The sequence below is a fragment of the Tenacibaculum agarivorans genome, assembly GCF_001936575.1.
GTDB classification, from domain to species: Bacteria; Bacteroidota; Bacteroidia; order Flavobacteriales; family Flavobacteriaceae; genus Polaribacter; species Polaribacter agarivorans.
On record NZ_MSMP01000019.1, the window covers coordinates 39,330 to 57,251 of the forward strand.

The window sequence follows — 17,922 nt, forward strand, 5'->3', positions numbered from 1 at the left end:
ATGAATTCTGAATTTGAAAATTATCAAGTAGAGTTTAAAAAGTTAGATCCTGAGGATTTCCCTATCTTTCTTGTAGGTCAGAAGAGTATTATTCAGCCAAACTCTGAAGGATATATAAATGATGCTATTCAATCTAAAATAGATTTAGAAGAAAAAAATACAGTAGTAATAAATGCTGCTGTAGGTCAAGGAAAAACCTACTCTATTATTGAAATAGTAAAACAGTATTATCAATCTGAACAAGATTATTTAATTTTTATAGCTTCACCTTTTATAAGTCTAGTTAAACAGTATGTAGACAACTTACAATCACAGGTAAACATACCACAAGAAAAGATATTTAGTTACGAAAATATTGGAGAAGAAGAATATAATGAAGAAGACTTACCAACCTATTTAGATAAGCCCATCCATATAATTACAGCTAATACTCTATTAGGAAACCCAGGAGAAGAAGGCTTTAGGCATTCTGAGGAGAAAAGAATATATTTAAGTAATTTATCTAGTTTCTGTGAGGCTAAAAGAGTACCTGTAGTATTTATCTATGATGAAATACATGATTCTTATTATAACTTCAAACAGAAATATATTTTCAACCTATGGAAGTGGAAGAATGTAGTCCACAAAAATTTTATAATAAGTGCTACCTATAATGAAGCTTCTAAGGTGGTGATTGAATATTTAGCTGAACTGACAGATAGAAAGATTCAACTTATAGAGTCAAAAAGAGTCTTATTTCCTGAGAGACAAAGTAAATTATACTTACATTATAGTGATGATAATACCTTTAATGTAGAAACTAGAGAAATAAAAAATACTATTGAACAATTGGTGGCTAGAGGTAAGCAAATTGATATTCTTTGTTATTCTAAATCACTTTCTAAAAATATTGTTAGTCCACGAAGTGATCTAGGAAAGTTATTAAATGAAACTTTTGGAGAGATTCAAGACTGTACATCAATTACAAAAGAAGATAGAACTATACCTGAAAATAGGTATGATAATACTAAATGTAATGTAGGAACTAACTTTAAAACAGGGGTTAGTATTAAAAAAGAGAACCATGCTTTTGTGATTATTTTACCTCCTAGTAGTAGTGAAAAAGGTTATATAAATAAGTACGGAATATTTTCAGGGGGAATTAACTCTGTAATACAAGCCCTAGCTAGACAAAGGTATGTTGAGAATACCCAAAATGAAATTCATATAATCTTATCCAAACCCAATGAGTTTGATTATAGTTCACTTGATTATACTTCTATGAGGAATGAACAGAAAGTTCAATTTAAAAGCCTTTATGACAGAGTAGTTCAAAGAGGAAATTACTTAGTAGAATACAAAGATTTAAATGTACAGGAAGCCTATTTGAGAAACTTCTATGAACAAGAACTAAAAGGTTATTTATCCACACAAATTGAGGTAGTGAATTCAATTGATAGAAATGGATTACCTAAACTAGAATTTCCAGATTATAAAACTTTTGTACTGGAAGATGGGGAAGATTATCTAGCTAATAATTACCCTATCTATGGAGAAGATATTAGCAGTTATGTAACCTTTGCTGCAATAACCAATCAGTTTGTTAATTGTAAACTACAGAATATTTTAGCTAGTAGAACATTATTTTTTACAGAAGAGAATATAAATAGTGAATTAATAGCCTTCTATGATTCTAATAATTTAGAAATAAAACTAAGTCCATTTATTACTTATGGGAACTTTAGTATCTATTATTATACTTTAAAGGATATACTACTTAAAAGGTCACTATTAAAGTTTAAAAGAGTTAACTCTAATAAATATCAAAGTGATAAAATTACATTAAAAATCTTTGAAAAGTACTTGTTAACTGTAGCCAGGAGATGGTATTTTGGAGTTCAGCAACAAGAAGAATATACAAGGGCAGATTATTTATCTGATGGTATAGAAGTAGCTTTAGAATTAGACCCTAATAATATCACAGATGAAGTTTCTAAGAATAGAGTATTGTTATTTAGAGCAATAGGTCATTTTAAGAAGAAACTAATAGAGAATATACATGAGTATACTTCAAGAGGCAAACATTACTATTATATAAGGGTTGATAACAATTTTGGACTGGATAACACAGACTTAAGTATGTTGGAGCAAATACAGTCATTAATACAGTATGATGATTTCTTATCTCAAGATATTTATAATTTTAGAAGAAGTATTCTTAACAAACCCGCAAGCAAACAGATTAACTCATTATATAAGATTTTAAAAAGTGATTTATTAGAACTAGGAGCTAAACATGAGCCTTCAATTAATGGTACTAAATGTAGGGTAAAAGAAGTAGTTACTGTGAGGTTAGTAAATCCATACCCAATAAATTTCCTTAGTCCTCAATTAGATTTAGATAGAAAAAGGCAAGATGAAATTGACTTAGTAGGAGAAGAAGTTTATAATGAAATGCAAACCGAATTAAATACTATATTAAGTGATCTAAATCCTTTTGATTTATAAAAGTCCACTTTTTTGTTTTTACTATATATAAGCAGATAGAAAAAGTTGACTTTTGAATATATACTATATATTAATTTGAATAATCTTTACTTTACTAGAAGAACGAGAATAAGTGGTATATAGTACTGCTATGTAAAAACATTGGAGCAACTTACAAAAGTTACCTCCCCTCTCTTAGAAACACACCCCACCTCAAAATACTGAAGTCTTTTCAGGTTTTTCTTTCAGAAACCTGACAGGGCAAAATTACGTAAAAATTTTTTAATAATCAAGTTTTAATAATAAAAAAACGAGTTTATTTTATTGTTAATCAGTGTTTTATGTTAATTTTTATCTTAATTATTTTTAATAAAAATATTAAACTTAAATAAATAATTTATGCAATTAAAACAAAGCAAAAAACAAAATATAAAGCTCCGAATAGGTATTTCAGGAGCTAGTGGATTTGGTAAAACATATTCATCATTATTATTAGCTTTCGGAATTACTCAAGATTGGAGTAAAATAGCTGTTATTGATACAGAAAATTCTTCTGCTTCCTTGTATTCAGATTTAGGAAATTTTAATGTAGTGGATTTGCAAGCTCCTTACAGTCCTGAGAGATATAGAGAAGCAATAGAGCTGTGCGAAAAAGCTAACATGGAAGTAATTATAGTAGATTCAATAAGTCACGAATGGAATGGAGCAGGAGGTTGTTTACAAATACATGAACTATTAGGAGGAAGATGGCAGGATTGGAAAGATGTAACACCAAGACATCAAGCTTTCATAGATGAAATTCTACAATCTACCAGTCACATTATAACTACTACTAGAAGAAAAACAGATTACTCTTTAGATACAGGAAGTAATGGTAAGACTAAAGTAGTGAAACATGGTACTAAAGAAGTGACACGTGAAGGTTTTGAGTATGAGTTAACATTAAACTTTGAAATAGTTAATGATAAACACTTAGCAAAGGCTAGTAAAGACAGAACTGGTTTGTTTATGAATAAACCTGAGTTTGTAATTTCTTCTGAAACAGGAGAGAAGTTGTTAAAATGGTGTAATGCTAAATCATTAACAGTGCAAGAAATGTTAAAAAAGATTAGAGAGTGTCTATCTCTTTCTGAGTTAACTAAGCTTTATAATGAAAACACAAAGTACCAACAAACCTTGCAACCACAATTTAAAGCTAAAAAAGAAGAATTAGAAAAGTTAATTAATTTACCAAAACTAAATAAAAATGGAACTACAGTTAATTCCTACTAGGGATAAAGTAGATTTTAAAAAAACTACTAACATAATAGAGTATAGTGATATTATATTTAATAAATCTCCTTTTATAGAAGCTAATACCAAGAGTGTTAGTCTTTCTCATTTAAAAGAGAAATGCATTATTCCTGTTTTCTCAAAAGATAATGAAAGAACTATCAGTCATCATGAATTCATAGAAGTTGTTTGTGATGTAGTAAACTCTATTTTTCCTCAAAATGTCATATCAGAGCCTGAGATTAGAGTTTCTCATCAAATTAAAGGTAGAGTTCCTACAGCTATAAATAAAGCTGCTAATGAACTCTTAGAACATGAGAAAACTATTTATTATGAAAGAATGGCATTTATCATAAGAATTCCAAGTATAACAGATACTATAAATGGAAATAGAATTTCTTTGACACTAGGAGGAGTGAGAGCTTACAATCAAGAGAATTTATATAGTAAGAAAACAATAGAAAAATTTAAGTTTTTTATAGGTTTTCAAAATCAAGTATGCTGTAATTTATGTGTGAGTTCAGATGGATTTGTAGATGAAATAAGAGTAGGTTCTTATTCTGAATTAAGAGCTAAAATAGCTACTGTGATAGAAAGCTATCAAGCAGAAAGACATATTAAACAAATGAAAGAACTTACTCAATATAAGCTTACGGAGAAACAATTTGCTCAACTGATAGGAAGGATGAGGTTATATAATTACCTTCCTAAAGAAGAAAAGGCTATTATACCATCTCTAAATCTAAATGATGGTCAAGTTTCTACTATAGCTAAAGATTTTTATCAAGATGAAAGATTTTGTAAAGATGAAGATAATACTATCAATTTATGGAATGTTTATAATCTCTTTACATCAGCTAACAAGAGTAGTTATATAGACACTTTTCTAGGTAGAAATAGTAATGCTTTTGAATTTACTCAAGGTTTAATAACAGTATTTAATGGTAGTAGAATTTATCATTGGTTTTTAGGATGATATATAGCATTTTCTATGATTTTAAAGTTTCATTTTTAATTAGGTATGAAGCCTTTTCGTAATGAATTCGTTGAGCTACCAAATTTTATGTAATTAATTTTACTAATTATATCTTTAGGTGGTTCTTCATTTTCAAGAATTATTGTCTGCTTTACTTTTGTAGAATTATAAATATACCTATAAAAATCCATAGCCATGTCTTCAGGAATTCCTTCACCATTTGCTTCTGGTTTTTTATAAGTTACTAAAGGAGAATCTAAAATAGGAACACTTAATTTGTATGATTTATTTTGTAAATATTCTTGAATTGCAATTATGAAACTAGCATAAATTATAGCTCTAACACCTTTACCAGATAATCCTCTATTTTCACCTGAGATGGAGAAATCTACTGTGTTGGAGTTGTAGTTTACAGAACTTAAATTTGGAAGGTTAATTCCTTTTAAAACATTCTTAAAATTATCTAAGAACTTAGTCATTGAAGAATCATCAATGCTGTCATATTTTTTCTTTTGATTAGCAGTTTTAATATCATTATTTAATTCAATTGTTTTACCAGAGTATTTCTTAATGTCTTTTTTTAGTTTTACAATATGTTTTAGATTATTTCTTTTGATAATTAAATCTTGAGTAATCTTATAAACATTATTCATTTCATTACCTATGCCTTTCTCTAATTCTATATCTATTTTTTTTATTTGATTATTTAGGTCAGAAACCTTTTTTTCTAAAATAGAAATATCATTTTTCATTAAGATTTGAGAGCTTTTTAGCTCTAATATTAACTTTTCTATTTTATGTATTTCTGATTCACAAGAAAGTATAATATTATTTATTTCTGTTTCATCACAGTTTTCTGTTATTTTATTTTTGCATAAAGGACAGTTTTTATCATTTGAATGACTGTTGTCTTTTAATAATATACTTGCCTCAATCGTTGATTTTAATCTATTTATATCTGTAGAATACTGTTCTTCTAATATATTAGAACGTTCAAACAGTTCTTCTAGTATTTTAAATTTAGATTTATGTTTATCTAGTTTAGATGTTAAAGAGTACCGGATTTGTTCTTTTGAGTTAAATTCTTTTTGAAGTTTTATAAAGTTATCATTAAAAGATTTAAAGTTTGTGTCAATTTTACCTATTTGTTCTTCAAGTATTTCCGTATTTGCGTTGTGATATTCAGTGGGTATTTCCTCGTTTAAATCTTTTATAAGATCATTTAGAACTTCAACTCTTCCTTTCCTATTATTTATTTGTTGTTTATCTAATTTTTGAATTACATCACCATCATCTTTACCTGATATAATTAATTTAAAGGTATTCAAATCTATAGTTTGATTTGTTTTACCTCTAGTTTGAATCAAAGAGTCTTCAGTAATTATTTCTTTCTCATTAACTAATATAAAATTAATAAGATCTCTATATGATAAGCTTTTTGTTTTACCAGAAGCATTTTTTCGAATTCTTTTACCTTGTAAATTATTCAGTTTTAGTAGAAAAAAAGAAATAGTATCTTCTTTATATTCATTATGTTTTCTTTTTAGAACTTTATAATCATTGTCATTAGGTAATATGTTTTCTAATTTCTTATTAAATAGTTTAATATCGCCTCCTATTAAGTCACTTTTTAATGTGTAACTATTTCTGTTCAAATCAATAATCTCAAGATATATTGAGTTGTACTCGCGCGCTTCCTTAATCTGTTTTGGGGAAGTATTAGCCCCAAGCATATAGTTGATACATTGAAATATAAATGTTTTACCACAGTTTGATGGTCCAACAATTACATTTAAACCTTCTTTGAATTTTATTGTTGCTTGTTTTTTTGAATAAGAAGATAATCTTAGCTCATTTATTATAAATCCAAAATTCATTTAGTTTAAGATTTCGAGGTTATATTCATTATTTATGAATTCTAATTTTTCTTTTGCAATTGTTTTTAGTTCTTCTAAGTTGTATTTTGAAAAAGTATTAACAACCCATGTAACTTTGTTTTTTATTTGTAAAGAATAACTTTCACTTAAATTATCTAAAAAAGGAGTAGAGTTTTCACTAGCTTTATATTGAATCCCATCTCTTGAATAAAATGTATCGATTAAATTTTTACTTAAAAATAAGTTTATACCATTTTGAGTAATATTTCTTCTAACATAAAATTCTCCAAACCTATAAGGAACAGGAGGGTGTATACTTTTTTGAGTCTCATCAACATCAGCTGAATGAATAGTAAAATAGTCTAAATAAATTATTTTTTCTATGGATAAAGGTTCTGGGAAAATTTCATTTAGTAAGAATAAAACTCTTAATCCAGATTCTATTTCGTTATTGAAAGGTGAGGTTTTATTTTTCATTTGCTACCCAAAATATTTTTCCATCATTTACTAATTGATGACAAACCCCAACTTTATCATTTAAGATTATAACATCTTTAAGTGGGTTTGAAGAGATTGTAATTTTTCTAACTTCTTTTTCTACTTCTATAACTTTTTTAAAATCATTATCATAATTTTCTTCAGTCATGTCAATAATTGAACTATAAATTTCTTCTTGAAAACTTTCAAATGTATTTACAGGGAGACTATCTCTAGAAAAGTTTCTCAATTGTTCTGAATGATGAAAACTTAATCTAGCTCTGTTAAAATGTTTGTAGTGCTTTTCATCAAGTTCTTCAGGTTTAGAGTCTTCCTTCTTAGACTCTGAATTATAAGCTTTAATTAGTTGGTTGACATAGACTATTTCTTCTTTTTGTATATTTTTAGGAATCTTCTTTTCATTTAGTTTTTCTCTTTCAGGTAAACCTCCACCGAATCTAACAATATGATTATTATGCTTTTTATGTTCTTCAATTATATCCTTTGTTGGTATTTTTGAAAAAATACTAAAATCAAAATTATTGAAATATTTTAAGAGATCACCTTCTAACTTAATAGTTGTTTTTGAAATTGAGTCTTGTATTTTTTTTCCCCAGTTATTCATAATACTATTTTTAAGCTTATCAGGGTTTATTAGTAAGGATGATAATGAAGTTCCACAGTTTTTAGGAGAAATAAAATAATATTTTTCTGGTATAGGATATTCTTTTTTAAAAGTGTAGTAAATTATTTTACCAAACTCAGTATATACTTGAGAGGGCATAAGAGGATTGTCATAGTGTTTGCATTGATAACAATTCCATTTATAGTTTGGTTTAGTTTTATCACTTATATAGGCTACAACATCTCTTCCCATATCACCAGATCCACCAAACCTTTCAATTTCCTTATATTTATTTTTTTTAACTTCTAGCCATTCTTCAATAAATTCTTCCCATTCATCTGGTGAAAATAATTCTATTCTTTTTATAGGAAGTATTCTTTTTCCGAATGTGGTTTGATATGAAGTAGTATAAGTTTCTTTTGGGACTTTTGGATACAATTTTCTTTGAGGTTAATTAAATAAGAGTAAATATAATATTTGAATTTTATAAAAAAAAATTGCACAGACTTTTACTTTCATTGATGTCACTTTCCTAAGTACCCCCACTTATTCTTGATTTTAAAACACCCCGTGGTGTTTCTCAGTAGAAAATATTTTTGAAGCCCTATATGTAAATCCAAAGTGATAACTTTTTTAGAGGGTAGAAACATTTTCTACAGTCAATTTATTTAACAACTAAAAAATAAAAATTATGGTACAAATTGTAGGTTACAGAGAATGTAACAAGGAAGATGGTTCTAAATTCTATTTATTGCAACTGCAAGGAGGAATTGAAATGGTAATTAGTAATTCAACAGGGCAATTCTATGCTACAGCTAAAAAAGCTGTAATCTCCTCAACTTTTGATGAATCTACTTGTAAAGCTTTAATAGGAACTCAAATGAAAGGAAGTATAGTTAAGCAAGAAGTAACTCCTTATGAGTATATCATTAAAGAAACAGGGGAAGAGGTAGTATTAACTCATAAATGGGTTTATACACCAGATGAGGCTCCTAGTATAGAAGGATTATTTAAAGAAGAGGAAAATGTGTTTTCTCAAAATGGATTGAATTAATGGTGTTTAAAAATGTCCAGTTTCTGTGGTTACTTTAATAAGTGATTACAAAAACTGGACAGTATTTAATTTAAAATTATGGAAGTAACAGAAATAAAGGTTTCGTATTCTAATAATAACAATTCAAGAATTAAAGTAAAGGGGAGCAACCAAGCATACAAGGTTATAATGGAGAAATGGAATAAAGATTTACTAGAACTCCAAGAAGAAGCTAAGATTATATTGTTAAACAGAGCAAATGAACTATTAGGTATTTATGAGTTATCTAAAGGAGGAACAAGTTCAACTATTATAGATATAAAATTAGTCTTAAGTGTAGCATTAAAAACTAATGCACATGGCTTGATACTATTTCACAATCATCCTAGTGGTAACTTAATTCCTAGTAGTTCAGATAGAAGTATTACAGAAAAACTTAAAAAAGCATGTGAACTAATAGATATTAAACTATTAGATCATTTAATAATAACTAAAGCAGGATATTATAGTTTTTCTGATGAATTAATATTATGATATATTATTCTCTATGATGTTAGTGTAAATGAGAGAATATCTATATTAGTCTTATTAAGACAAAAAATATGAATTGAAAAAGATCTATATAATTAATTATAGCTTTTTTTAGATATATCCTTTTATCCTCACAGAACTATGGAAGTTATTCAGTATCAATATCCACAAGAGCAGTTAAAGGAACTTCAAGAGCTTTACTAATTCTATATAGAGTAAAAAGAGTTGAATTTGTTCTTCCTGATTCAATTCTTGAAACATTAGTAGTATCAAATTTGCCTTGAATTTTTCCAGCTAAATCAACTTGAGATAATCCTTTAGATTCTCTTATTGATTGGATTTTGTTACCTACTTTTCTTTGAATAATATCTTTTGAATCTGTTAAATCTTCATTAATCATTGTTGTCATTTTTGACAAGTCAAGAAAAGAGCTATATTTGTTTATTTTAATGTCATATATGACAACTTTTAATTTAATCTATGAAATATATATTAATAGGTGCTGTATACATAGTGTTACTACTAGTTTGGGCATTAAACAAGGAAAAAGAGAATCCCTTGAAAGAACTTTTTAGAGAAGCAGTAGGTTTCTTAGTCTTTTTCCTAACAATACATACTATAATAACAGTACTTGTATATATAGGTAAGCTAATTATAAACATCTTATTCTCAACATTAATAAATCACAACTAACATCGAATATATATTCTCTATTATGTTAGTAATTTCAATGAGTAACTAATTAAATTATACAATATGAAAAACAAATTATTAATCTTATTATCTATAGTATTACTTTCATGTGGGACTAATGAAGATAATATTCAATCAGGAATCATAGGGAAATGGAATAAAACAAAAGAAACTAAAGAGTTTTCAAATGGAACAACTGAAAATGTAAGCCTATTAAATTGTGACTTAAAAGAAACCTTGGAGTTAAAATCTAATCTAGAAGTTATACTAATTAGATATTCAGGCACTGATTGTAATCAAGCAAATACTTCTGAAGGGGTATATTCTTATAATGAATCAAGTAATGAATTAACTTTACCTGGTAATAATAAACAAGTAGTAGAGGTAAATGGAAATGAAATGACTTTTAAGCTCACAGTAACTGGGCTTAATAATTACATAAAAACTATTTACTTTACACGAATAGAATAAAAGAAAAAAGGGGAACTTTTAGAGATGGAAAATAAGTAATAACCTCACAGATACTATAAATACTAAGAATAAAAGCACAGGTTCGAATCCTGTCGCGATCACAATAAGCCTTACTAGTTTTAGTAAGGCTTTTTTGTTTTTTATGTCTCGTCCTGAAATAAGTAAACTTTTAAGGATTAAATGGAGAATTATCTAAAAGTTCCCAATTGATATTGTGATATTGATCAGTTTGTATCCATTTTTCTGGTGTAAATAACCAATACCTTCCAGTTTCCATAGTTTTTGCATTATCTAGATCTGAAAATTGATCAAATAAAAAGGAAGTACTTCCTGTAAGTTGTAAAATACTGCCCTTATCAAAATCAAAAAAGAGCAGACCTGCTTTAGGGTTTTCTACAAAGTTGCCCAGTGTATTATACATATTATTCCCAACATAATCAGGGATTTTTAAATCACCATTCTCTAATATTTCAATGAATCCTGGATTACCGCCTCTATGATTTACATCTAAAAAACCTGAACTAGATTGACTACCCACAAAAAAAGTATCAGATTGTGTAATCCATCTTTTTTGCTTTTCATCTAAAGAGTTTCCTTTACTGATAGTTGGTTGTGTATTATCTTGGTTATTAAAATTGGATATCCTTCTTTGGATATATTTAGGACAGTTAGGGTAAGCTTCTTCTATAGTAAGTTCAAGATGAGAATTATTTAACAGTACCCGACCATTGATTCGATATCTTCTGCGTGTACTTAAATCAATAACAATCATACCTACTTGATGGCTCTCAATGATGTTGTTAAAAAATAGATCAGTTTTAGGGCTATATATTTTATCTAAATCAAAATGAATTTTTCCTTCTTCAGTAGCACTAATCCATCCATCTTCTCCAATGAGTATAGAGCACCAATTATCATCATTGGAATCTGTACTACTCAAGATAGCAAAAGGCTGATTTTCTATAAAGGGAATCGCTCCAGGTATAATTTTATTACTAATTATTCTACCAACTCTTTTAGCCATAGTTGTTTCGCCAAATCTTTGTTGTAGTTCTAGTTCTCCTTTGTGATATTTAGCATTCATAAGTATCTAAATTTTTAGTTTAAATAATTAAGGCTATTGTTTTTATTTAAAATAAAACAATAGCCTTTTTTAGATTTTGGATTAGAATAGAAGTACATTAAAGCCATCTTTTTCTAATTGCACAAAGCTTGATAGGCCAGGTGTATTAGGTATTGGGTTGTTCGTGATTAAATCTAATCCAGATGGATTTGCTCCCCAAACCTTTGAGCAGGCCGATGATACACCTTCAATATTTTCTTCTAGGGTTTTATATAATTTGTTGGCTATGTGAGCTTCTTTTTGAAGTAATTCCGGCCATCTAGTACCTGTACCTTGAAAAATGATTTTAACTTCTACTCCAGCTTCTTTGTAGTCGTAAGCTGCGGCAAGTCCGTTTAATAGTCTAGCTGTAGACTCGTCTGTTTCACCTTTAGGGTCTGATAAAATAACTATTGCTGTTTTACTCATTTTTAATGTGTTTATCGTTCATATTTTATAGTTAGTTTCAATATTGTAACAATCATTACAATATTGAAGAAAAAAATTAATCTAATAAGCTAAGATTTAAGTTTAATAGTTCAATAATTTCATCGTTGTTTGGGTTAATTCTTTGGGTAATGTTAATACCATTCCATAAGTTTATAAGATGTAAAGCTATAAGTTCAGGAGACTTTTCTTTCGCCAAGATTCCTTTTTCTTTAGCTAGGTATAATGCTTTTTTAAAACCTTCCTGAAGTTTATTGAGTTGATTTGCTGCAATGCATCGAGTTTCTTCATCTATATTGCTGAGTTCAACAATAGCATTTCCAAGATAACACCCATTATCTTTTTCACCCGAGGAATACGTAGGAAGCCTATAGAAAAAGTCTTTTATAAATTGTATAGGATTTTCGGTTTCCTCTAGTTTTTGATAGAATAATGTAATAGATTCATTTAAAAACTTCTTTAACGATTTCTGATATAGTTCTTTTTTACCTCCTGAAAATGTTCGATAAAAACTACCTTGCCCAATTTCCATGGCTTGCATTAAATCTTGTGCTGAAGCTGCTGTATATCCTTTTTTCCAGAACACATTTGTTGCTTTAGATATTAATTCGTCTTCTTGAAAATGTTTAGGTCTACCAGCCATTATAACTTTTAATTTAATACAAATATATTAATTTGTAATGATTGTTACAGAATTATAATGATTGTTTTTAATTTTATTTCACTTAGAATGTGCATTGAAGAAGTCTAGCTGTGTTTGTAGGCTTTTTATGTAAAGTTTAACCGTAAAGAAGAAATAAACTGAAGTATATGTTTTTTAACTTATAATTCAGTTTATTCTCATAAATAATTTTTCGGATTAGAAACATTAAACCAAACTGTCAGTGCTCTAGAAAAGTAAATTCTTATTTAACAAAAGCAGGTATGATTATTTTAGAAATGTAAGGCATTATTTTATCGTCTCTATCATGACCAGAGATTACAATAACTAACTGAAGTTCTTGAATCACTATCACACGTTGTCCACCACCTCCCCAAGCAAACGTAGTATCATAACTTTTAGAACCTACAGTTATTAGTGTTTGATACCAAAAATATCCATAGCGATATGCTTCTGGCATCCAATCTTGAGTAGGCTTAACAATACCTTTAGTAGCAATACTAATGTATTCTTGAGAGATAAGCTGTTCGCCTTTCCATTTTCCTTTATTTTGAACCAAACTTCCTAATTTGAGCATATCACGTGCCATTAAACTTACACGCCATCCTGCTTGTGGTAATCCACTAACATGAGTTGACCATTTATAATTTGTAATGTCTAACTTATTAAGTAATTCTTTTTTGATAAAATCTTTAGCAGTTCCAGGTACCACAGCGTCAATTACAGTCATCACTAGCATTGGATTGAAATTACCATACAGATAGGTTTGAGATTCAGAAGTAATAGGAGTACTATGTTCTAGAAGAGTTTGGACTAAACCTTGACCTTTTAATCGAGTAGAATCTTTTTCAATTTCTTTCCATTTGTTAGAGTCTATAGTTAGTCCTCCATGCATTGTCAATGCTTTATGAAGCGTTATTTTTTCAGCTCCTTCAGTTAATTTTTTTGGATCTACATCTTTTAAAAAATTTATTATGGGTTTGTTAAGATCTTCTATAGTTAAATAACCTAATTGAATCACTCTTCCAAGTATTAAACTTGTATAAGCTTTAACAGCTGATGCTTGTCCGTGTGATAGATTAATGCGCCCCTTTTTATAATAGGATTCAAAAACTAATTTGTTTTTATGTGAAATTAATAAAGCATCATAATTACCGTGTTTATCAAGAAAAATATCTTTAGATAACTTTAAAATTGAGTCCATATGGTTACTTTCTACCTTTAATTTTCCAACTTTTACACCATCTTTTCTATCTGTTGGAGAAACGCTGATATACGGTTTTTTGAGATGAGGAAGATCCCAAAATGACATTGTAGTTTCAGCAATAGTAGCTTCAGGTAGTTTAGTACTGTTTTGTTGTGCAAAACTTTTATGAATTAGTACTAATAGGATTAATAGAAATAATATTTCAGTTTTGTTTTTCATCTTTTTATATAAAATGTTTATGTATTACTGTTTTATAAAAGTATATGATAGTCTGTGTCTATTTTTTTAAACAGGATAAACACAATAATTAAATGATGAAATCACTTAATCATTGATATCTGCATTTGGTAAGAAATTATCGGAGTTTGTGTATAATCGTATTACTTTTACATGACTTAAAATAAAAGGGTTTATGGGAAAATCTTTAAGAAATACAATACTAACCAACTTAGGAGCTTTCTTGTTAGTATTGGTACTTGAGATATTGAGTATATGGATTGTCAAAGACAAAATAGGTCCTGATTATTCCTTTTTCTTCCATAGCTTAAATTATACAATATACATTATGAGTATTATTTGGGTCAATCATTTTCTTTTAATTCCATTTTTATTAGATAAAAGCTATTATTTTTTATATGCTGTATCTCTTATTGGAATTATTTTTTTAGGCTCATATATAAAAGCTCGTGGAGGAGATTGGGGACATATTTCTAAACTATTCTTCTTTTATCTTTATACCACAGGGACAGGTATGGCAGCTTTCTTTTTAAGAAGAAATATGCGTATACAGAGAAAGAATAATGAGAAAGAAAAATTACAAAGAGAATTAGAACTTAATTACTTAAAAGAACAGGTAAATCCACATTTTTTATTCAATTCACTAAATAGTATTTATGCGCTTTCTAGACAACAATCAGAAGAAACTCCCGATGTAGTAATGCAGTTATCAGAATTGATGAGATACCAATTAGAGAGTGCTAAAAATAACAGCGTATTATTGAGAAAAGAGTTGGAGTTTATTGAAAATTACGTGTTACTTGAAGAAAAAAGACTCAGTAAACGTTGTGCAATTGAGTTTTTAATTGAAGGCGATACATCGGATTTCATTATAGCACCAATGTTATTGATTCCGTTTGTAGAAAATGCAATTAAACATGGTGCTCAAGCTACAAATGAGTCAAGTACAATTGACATAGGAGCTACAGTAAAAGATAATAAACTTTATTTTAATATTGTAAATTCAAAACCTTCTGTAGTTTTTGAATCAAAAAGAAAAGGAATAGGACTTGAAAATGTAAAAAGACGTTTACAACTATTATATCCAGGCATGTATGTATTAGAAATTAAAGATAAGGAAAAGGTATATAGTGTAAATTTAACTATTGATTTAATAAAGTAAAGATTAATAATTGACGATGATTAAAATAGGCATTGTAGATGATGAACTATTGGCACGTAAAGTACTTGAAGAATATTGTTCCAAAATAAATAATTTTAAAATTATACTAAATACCAGCAACCCATTAGAGTTTATCAATTTCGTTCAGGAACATGATGTTGATCTTGTTTTTCTCGATATTGAAATGCCAGAACTTAATGGATTGGAAATTTTACGATCTATGATAAATGCTCCAAAAGTTATTTTAACCACTGCATATTCTGAGTATGCCTTAGAAAGTTATGATTACGGGGTAGTTGATTATCTATTAAAACCAATAAAACTAGAGCGGTTTTTAAAAGCAATCAACAAAATTTCAGCTTCAAAAATAGTGGCACCTAAAAAAGACAGCAAAAAGGAAGAGCTTCAAATAAAATATGATGGTTTGCTAACTAATATTCCATTAAAATCAATTTTATATATTCAAAGTTTTGGGAATTATTTAAAAATATTTACAGATTCAAGAATGTACCTAATTTCAGAGACATTAATTAATATAACCAAAAGATTACCTGAAAACTTTCAACGTACACATAAATCTTATATAGCCAATTTAGACAGAGTAACAAAAGCAACCCGAGTACATTTAGTAATTGAAGACAAAAAAGTACCCGTAAGCGCAATGTATAAAGTTGTTGTTTTTGAAAAAGTGAATATATAGAGAAAACTATTTTAATCATTACAGGTTAATTTTATAAAGAAATACGTCTCAATTTTAGGAACTGAGCCTTTTTATGTACTTGTAATACTACCCTAAGTTATTATAGCTTATAATTTTGTTAGAATAAACCTTATAAATTATAATAGAATGAAAAATGTAATGTACTTGCTATTGATTACTGTATTTCTTTGTTGTAGCAACAATAATGATTCTGATACTGTAGAAGATCCTGGAAACGGAAATGAAACATTTCTTTTAGAAGAAGGAAACTATAAAGGATTATGGAATTCAACGGCAACTAATGGATCAGTATATACCGATTTAAAAATTACTGCTACAATTAAAAAAGTTTCAAAGACAGAATATAGTGGCTCGCTATTTATTTCAGAAAACTATACAAGTTGTTGTAATACTTCAGGAAATAATGGAGATGGTCCTATAACAATAAAAATAGAAAATGGAAAAGTAACATTTAAATGGGTAGATCAAATACCAAATTGTACAGGTGAATTTGTAGCTACAGGTAACCATACTCAAAATAATCGATTAAAGCTTAAATTAACAGGAAATGATTGTGAAGGTGATCATTCAGGTGAAATAGAATTTTTTAAATAACCCCAATTGAAATGATGTAGCTATTGTTATTTAAGAGAAGTGAAAGTTAAAAAAGTATTAGAAATTTAATTTTTTGAAATAGTATATTTAGAATACTATTTTAATACAATCCGTATGTTTTTATTTTAATTTCAATATATGGATTGTGAGATATCTCAGAATTAAATGGATGAAATAAGACTCATAGAATTAGCCTTTTTAGGAGCGACAATAATCATAGCTATTTTGTTTATTATTGCGCTTCTTGTAATTAAAAAAGGTAAAAAAATAGCCAATCTATTTTTAGTAGCAATTGTATTGCTTAACACATTAGGGTGTTTTACTAATTTGTTTATGTTTAGTAGCTTGTATAAACATATCCCTCTATTTACCTTAGTAATTTACCCTTTTGTGTTTATCGCAGGTCCTGTATACTATTTTTACATACAATTATTGTTATATAAAGATTTTAAGTTTAAAGTCAACCATGTGTTACATTTAATTCCTTTGGTATGGGGATTTCATCAAATAAAATGGTTTTTTCCTTTATCTTTTGATGAAAAAGTTAATGTATTAACAAATTTATGGTTTGGTGAATATACAATTGGTTTCACTGAATTTATAACGTTTTCTATCCCTAATTTTATTTTAATTGTTTATTTAATAGTTAGTTTACTTTTAATTTTAAAAACAGATCGAAACTTAAAGAATGATTTTTCAAGTACGGATATAGAGTATCTTTCATGGTTGAAAAAATTCACTTTTATTTATTTGACATTAATATTGATTGATGTTGGACGTCTAGGGGCAGTTACCGTATTGGGATGGAGCCCAGGGGAAGGAGAAATCATAACCAATTTATTATTATCAATTCTAACTCAATATTATATTTTTCAGACGATAGTAAATCCAGACCAAGTGTTCTATCAATTATCTATAAAAAAAACGAGCAAAGTTAGCGGAATAGATGATAAACAAACATATAGTATTGACCATGATTTTTTAAATAAGCTTTCTCTTTTTATGGAAGAAAATAAACCGTATTTAAATCCTGAATTAAAATCTCATGAGTTGGCTATAATGTTAGGAGTCACACCAAATTATCTATCAAAAATTATCAACAAAGAGTTCAATATCAATTTTTACAATTTTGTGAATCAGTATAGGGTAGAAGAGTTTAAAAAAGAAATATTAAAAAAAGAAAATAAAAACTTAACACTATTAGCAGTAGCTCAAAGTGCTGGTTTTAATAGTAAAGCTTCTTTTAATAGAATATTCAAATCAATAACATTAATTACCCCCACTCAATATATAAAGCAGAAAATGAGCGCATAGAAATAAGTGGTGTAAAAAATCATGTTATTTAAAATAGCCAATCTCAATTGATTGAA

Annotated in this window: 19 protein-coding genes; 11 read left to right on the forward strand and 8 right to left on the reverse strand. The window is 27.9% G+C overall.

From position 1 onward, the window contains the following. From BVC87_RS14685 to BVC87_RS14695, 3 genes are all read left to right on the forward strand, one after another. Positions 1–2,487: a DEAD/DEAH box helicase family protein gene (locus BVC87_RS14685; RefSeq protein WP_075343151.1), complete on the forward strand. Its 2,487-nt coding sequence runs from the start codon at positions 1–3 to the stop codon at positions 2,485–2,487. Between the two features lie 378 nt (positions 2,488–2,865). Then, the gene (locus tag BVC87_RS14690) at positions 2,866–3,738 is read left to right on the forward strand and encodes an AAA family ATPase (RefSeq protein ID WP_075343152.1); all 873 of its coding nucleotides are present in this window, start codon (positions 2,866–2,868) and stop codon (positions 3,736–3,738) included. Next, positions 3,713–4,714, forward strand: a complete 1,002-nt coding sequence (locus BVC87_RS14695) for a DUF3871 family protein (protein ID WP_075343153.1) — start codon at positions 3,713–3,715, stop codon at positions 4,712–4,714. Before BVC87_RS14690 ends, BVC87_RS14695 begins: the two co-directional genes overlap by 26 nt. 35 nt (positions 4,715–4,749) lie before the next feature. Here the strand turns inward: BVC87_RS14695 and BVC87_RS14700 are convergent, their stop codons facing one another. From BVC87_RS14700 to BVC87_RS14710, 3 genes are read right to left on the reverse strand one after another with little or no spacing between them, the layout of a single operon-like run. Then, positions 4,750–6,591, reverse strand: a complete 1,842-nt coding sequence (locus tag BVC87_RS14700; protein WP_075343154.1) for an AAA family ATPase — start codon at positions 6,589–6,591, stop codon at positions 4,750–4,752. Then, positions 6,592–7,068, reverse strand: coding sequence for an ABC-three component system middle component 2 (locus BVC87_RS14705; RefSeq protein ID WP_075343155.1), 477 nt, complete (start codon positions 7,066–7,068; stop codon positions 6,592–6,594). Continuing rightward, positions 7,058–8,131, reverse strand: a complete 1,074-nt coding sequence (locus tag BVC87_RS14710; RefSeq protein WP_083629505.1) for an ABC-three component system protein — start codon at positions 8,129–8,131, stop codon at positions 7,058–7,060. Before BVC87_RS14710 ends, BVC87_RS14705 begins: the two co-directional genes overlap by 11 nt. Before the next feature lie 253 nt (positions 8,132–8,384). Between BVC87_RS14710 and BVC87_RS14715 the strand changes: the two genes are divergently transcribed. Both BVC87_RS14715 and BVC87_RS14720 read left to right on the forward strand, forming a co-directional pair. Continuing rightward, positions 8,385–8,747: a hypothetical protein gene (locus tag BVC87_RS14715; RefSeq protein ID WP_075343156.1), complete on the forward strand. Its 363-nt coding sequence runs from the start codon at positions 8,385–8,387 to the stop codon at positions 8,745–8,747. 78 nt (positions 8,748–8,825) lie between these two features. Next, complete coding sequence (locus tag BVC87_RS14720) at positions 8,826–9,260, forward strand: JAB domain-containing protein (RefSeq protein ID WP_200799197.1); 435 nt, start codon at positions 8,826–8,828, stop codon at positions 9,258–9,260. Positions 9,261–9,405: 145 nt separating this feature from the next. Here BVC87_RS14720 and BVC87_RS14725 read toward each other — a convergent pair whose 3' ends face one another. Beyond that, entirely contained in the window at positions 9,406–9,657 is a 252-nt protein-coding gene (locus BVC87_RS14725) for a helix-turn-helix domain-containing protein (protein ID WP_075343196.1), read from the reverse strand. 80 nt (positions 9,658–9,737) lie between these two features. On the opposite strand from BVC87_RS14725, the gene BVC87_RS14730 reads away from it, so the two are divergent. Then, positions 9,738–9,950 (forward strand): hypothetical protein, encoded by a 213-nt coding sequence (locus tag BVC87_RS14730; protein WP_075343158.1) that lies wholly within the window; start codon positions 9,738–9,740, stop codon positions 9,948–9,950. Positions 9,951–10,013: 63 nt separating this feature from the next. Beyond that, the gene (locus BVC87_RS14735) at positions 10,014–10,421 is read left to right on the forward strand and encodes a lipocalin family protein (RefSeq protein ID WP_075343159.1); all 408 of its coding nucleotides are present in this window, start codon (positions 10,014–10,016) and stop codon (positions 10,419–10,421) included. A 169-nt stretch (positions 10,422–10,590) separates the two neighbouring features. On the opposite strand, the gene BVC87_RS14740 is transcribed toward BVC87_RS14735, so the two are convergent. From BVC87_RS14740 to BVC87_RS14755, 4 genes are all read right to left on the reverse strand, one after another. Beyond that, positions 10,591–11,505 carry a PNPOx family protein gene (locus tag BVC87_RS14740; RefSeq protein WP_083629507.1) on the reverse strand — a complete coding sequence of 305 codons (915 nt, stop codon included), beginning with the start codon at positions 11,503–11,505 and terminating at the stop codon, positions 10,591–10,593. Positions 11,506–11,586: 81 nt separating this feature from the next. Continuing rightward, on the reverse strand, positions 11,587–11,952 hold the full coding sequence (locus tag BVC87_RS14745; protein ID WP_075343161.1) for a DsrE family protein: 366 nt from the start codon (positions 11,950–11,952) through the stop codon (positions 11,587–11,589). 76 nt (positions 11,953–12,028) lie between these two features. Beyond that, a complete protein-coding gene (locus BVC87_RS14750) occupies positions 12,029–12,613 on the reverse strand; it encodes a TetR/AcrR family transcriptional regulator (RefSeq protein WP_075343162.1) in 585 nt (194 codons plus the stop codon). 262 nt (positions 12,614–12,875) lie between these two features. Beyond that, a complete protein-coding gene (locus BVC87_RS14755) occupies positions 12,876–14,057 on the reverse strand; it encodes a serine hydrolase domain-containing protein (protein ID WP_075343163.1) in 1,182 nt (393 codons plus the stop codon). Between the two features lie 193 nt (positions 14,058–14,250). Here BVC87_RS14755 and BVC87_RS14760 point away from each other — a divergent pair, with 193 nt between their 5' ends. The 4 genes from BVC87_RS14760 to BVC87_RS14775 all read left to right on the forward strand — a co-directional run bounded on the left by BVC87_RS14760 (position 14,251) and on the right by BVC87_RS14775 (position 17,866). Further along, positions 14,251–15,237 (forward strand): sensor histidine kinase, encoded by a 987-nt coding sequence (locus tag BVC87_RS14760; protein WP_075343164.1) that lies wholly within the window; start codon positions 14,251–14,253, stop codon positions 15,235–15,237. Between the two features lie 16 nt (positions 15,238–15,253). Beyond that, positions 15,254–15,937 carry a LytR/AlgR family response regulator transcription factor gene (locus BVC87_RS14765; protein WP_075343165.1) on the forward strand — a complete coding sequence of 228 codons (684 nt, stop codon included), beginning with the start codon at positions 15,254–15,256 and terminating at the stop codon, positions 15,935–15,937. A gap of 147 nt (positions 15,938–16,084) precedes the next feature. Further along, positions 16,085–16,552 carry a hypothetical protein gene (locus BVC87_RS14770; protein ID WP_075343166.1) on the forward strand — a complete coding sequence of 156 codons (468 nt, stop codon included), beginning with the start codon at positions 16,085–16,087 and terminating at the stop codon, positions 16,550–16,552. Positions 16,553–16,717: 165 nt separating this feature from the next. After that, the gene (locus BVC87_RS14775) at positions 16,718–17,866 is read left to right on the forward strand and encodes a helix-turn-helix domain-containing protein (protein WP_075343167.1); all 1,149 of its coding nucleotides are present in this window, start codon (positions 16,718–16,720) and stop codon (positions 17,864–17,866) included. Positions 17,867–17,922: the final 56 nt, after the last annotated feature.